Origin of the sequence: Thalassospira sp. UBA1131, assembly GCF_002311515.1 — a bacterium.
Classification (GTDB): domain Bacteria; phylum Pseudomonadota; class Alphaproteobacteria; order Rhodospirillales; family Thalassospiraceae; genus Thalassospira.
In genome coordinates, this window is sequence record NZ_DCAO01000119.1 from 1 (window position 1) to 3,150 (window position 3,150).

Here is a 3,150-nt window from a genome sequence, read left to right on the forward strand (position 1 = left end):
CGGAATTCAGCCACCCCGATTGACGCCGTCGCCTTGCTGATGATCGTCTTGCCGCTTTTGGTCACGACCTTGTGGCTTTCGATATATTGACGCAGTTTGTTGCCAAACAACACGGCATTGCCAAGCGACGTGCTTGGCAGGATGATTGCGAATTCCTCGCCGCCGTAACGGGCGGCAGTATCCTGGCCTTTGATATTGCGTTTCAGCGATTCTGCCATCAACCGGATCACCTGATCACCGACCTGATGACCATAGGTGTCGTTGAACTTTTTGAAGTGATCAATATCAAGAAGCAGAAGGCAAAGCGGTTGACCGTCTTCCATGGCATGCATCATGCCATCGCGCAGTTGCATATCGAACGCCTTGCGATTGGCAATGCCGGTCAGCCCATCGGTCATGGCTTCGCGTTTCAGGTTTTCCATATCTTCGCGCAGACGGTTGATTTCCGACGAACTGTTTGTCAACCGGCTTTCAAGGCTGCGGTTGACGCCCTCCATCTCGCGGGTGGCGCCCAGAAGGGTATGAAGTGCCTGTTCAAGATTGCTGAGGTTACGGTTCTTGTCCCCGACATAGGAGCAAAAATGATCAAGCGCCTTTTTGTATTTCCGTGTGTCGACGCCGACCTTGTTCACGGTATCAAGGATGCTGCCCAGCTGCGCGCGCAAGTCGTTTGAAATGCGTTCGATGATTTCGTTTTCGCGCTTGTCGCTGAAGAAACGGGTATGGAGCTCTTCGCACTGTGCTTCATCAAATTCGCGATGGTTGCTGCGCAGAATGTCGATCGTGCGGCAAAGATCGAAGTTCGTATGCGCGACATAGGTGAAAAACAGCTGGAAATTGTCCGGATGCGAAACCACACCCAACTCTGCCATCAGTTTGTGGGCAGCGTTGCTGTGCTGCTGAGCTGTTCTGTGATTAAACCCGTACGCGCTCATCAATTGCCTGCAGTAGAATTATGTCGCCATAAGTTTCGGCACCATCCTATGCAAACGCATATGCGAAAGGTTTGATTTAAATCATCGAATCTCCCGGATTGCGGGGGATTTTTGATTTCACATGATAAAACAGGTCAATTGTGAAGGCGGGACGCTTATGCGCTTTCTGCGCGATTGATCGGCTGGGTCAGAAGATCATTCTGGTTCATCACACAGTTTCGACCATTCGCCTTGGCGAGATAAAGCGCCTGGTCGGCACGATCTATCACGCGGGTCAGGGGTTCACCCAGCTGATATGTCGCAACCCCGACAGATGCCGTGATCCGGCCCAGATCTTCGCTGCGATTGAAACTTCTCAGATGAAGAGACTCGATTGATGCGCGAATGTTTTCCGCGACCCGCATGGCGTCCGCAAGCGTCGTGGCCGGAAGGACGACGGCAAACTCCTCACCGCCATAGCGCGCGGTGGTGTCGCGTCCCTTGACATTCTGCTGCAGGGTCTTGGCCAATGTCCTGATGACTTGGTCGCCAGCTTGATGACCATGTTTGTCGTTGACTCGTTTGAAATGATCGATGTCGATCAGAAGGATGCTCAGGGGCTCACCCCGTTCCATCGTTGTCATTGCCGCGTCGCGGAGGCTTTCGTCAAAGGCCTTGCGATTGGCAATCCCCGTGAGCCCGTCTGTATGGGCTTCGCGTTTCATTTCCTCAAGATCAAGAAGCAACTGGGTGACCTCGACCGGTGCCGGATCGGCATCGTTCACGCCTTTTGCGCCTTGTTGCGCGTTGGCCCGGTTTTCCATTCCCAAAAGATCGTGGGCGGCATTCCTGAGTTCGGCAGTGCTGATGACGTCCTTGCCTTTTGCCAGTCGATCAATCAGATCGGAAACCTGCCGGTGCATATCATGGGACATGGTTTCACGCAGAAGCTCGGCCCGGCTAGGATCGATAAATCGCTGATAAAGCTCGTGGCATTTGACATCATCCAGCGCACGCTTGTTGCCGCGCAGAATATCAATCAGCGCAACAAGGTCATCGTTTGATTTTTCGACATAGGCAAAGAAAACAGCATAATTGATCGGGTTTGCACTCAAACCCAATTCATTGATCAATTCCAGCGCTTCACGCGACATCGCGTATGACCGCTGCCGGTATTGTTCTTGCTGAGGCATTCCTGGGAACCTGAAGGAGTGATATCGTCGGATGTAAAGGCACTTCTTTAAGTCTGGGCCGCGCATTTCGCACACGCAGTATATCAGCTTTCCCACATGCGCGTACAGAGCGCAGCGGTTGTAGTTTTATTGGTTTGTTCACGTCTAAGCCCTAGGGTCCAAACTCATTCAAATGACCGACCTGGCAATTGATATGAGAGAAATGGCAAGGAAAAGCCCGCAGATCGGGGTGCCCCCCGGTCAAGGGATTTGACGCAGAGGCTTTCTCTCATATCAATTGTCCTTTGGATCACCCGGATTTGCACGGGCCACTTTGTCGCAAAACCTTGAAAGATACATATCTTCCTGCGGTTTTGCTTCGCGTATCCGCACAAATCCGGGTGACCGGGACGATTATTTGAATGAGTGTGGACCCTAGTCTGCCTTTGTCAGGAAACGGCTTCGATCCGGAAAAGAAAACGGGATAAAAAGATGCAGAAACTATCGGCTTTGATGGCTGCTGTTGTGGTGGCGTTGGGCTTTGTTTTGTCAGGTGACGTTGCAAACGCCCAGACCAGCGGTTCAACAGACCAGACGACGGTCAATGGTCAGGTCACCGACAGCACGACCGATGTTCCATCGATCGACTATCGTCCCCTGTCGGCCGAGGAACGGTCAAACATGCCGCCTCTGATGGAACGCTATGTGCTTGATGAGTTGAAAAACTTGCGTACCGAAATGCAGGGCATGCGTGCCGAATTGCTGCGTGAGGTTGTGAACCGGCAGCTTGAGGCCATCGACAAGGCGATTTCCTATTCATCGAACACCGTGACCTACTTCTTCTATTTCGTGGCGGCCGTCGGTGCACTTTTGACCATGCTGGGATGGCAGTCTCTGCGCGAATTGAAATCAAGCGTGCGCAATCTGGCTAATACCGAACTGCAACGTTTGTCGCAGGAATTCGAAGGGCGGCTCACCTCGCTTGAAAACGAACTGCTGTTGAAATCCAAGCTGATCAACGAACATCAGCACGAGATCGAACGCACCCAGACCATTCATGCCCT

2 protein-coding genes and 1 pseudogene are annotated in these 3,150 nt (G+C 52.4%); 1 reads left to right on the plus strand and 2 read right to left on the minus strand.

Annotation, left to right across the window (positions count from 1 at the left end; translation table 11 throughout):
* Positions 1 to 935: GGDEF domain-containing protein (locus B3Z49_RS19965; protein WP_296994113.1), on the minus strand; the 935-nt coding region annotated here is incomplete at its 3' end.
* A gap of 155 nt (positions 936 to 1,090) precedes the next feature.
* Entirely contained in the window at positions 1,091 to 2,107 is a 1,017-nt protein-coding gene (locus tag B3Z49_RS19970; protein ID WP_296994116.1) for a GGDEF domain-containing protein, read from the minus strand.
* A 471-nt stretch (positions 2,108 to 2,578) separates the two neighbouring features.
* Between B3Z49_RS19970 and B3Z49_RS19975 the strand changes: the two are divergent.
* Positions 2,579 to 3,150: pseudogene (locus B3Z49_RS19975) on the plus strand (hypothetical protein); the annotation flags it as partial.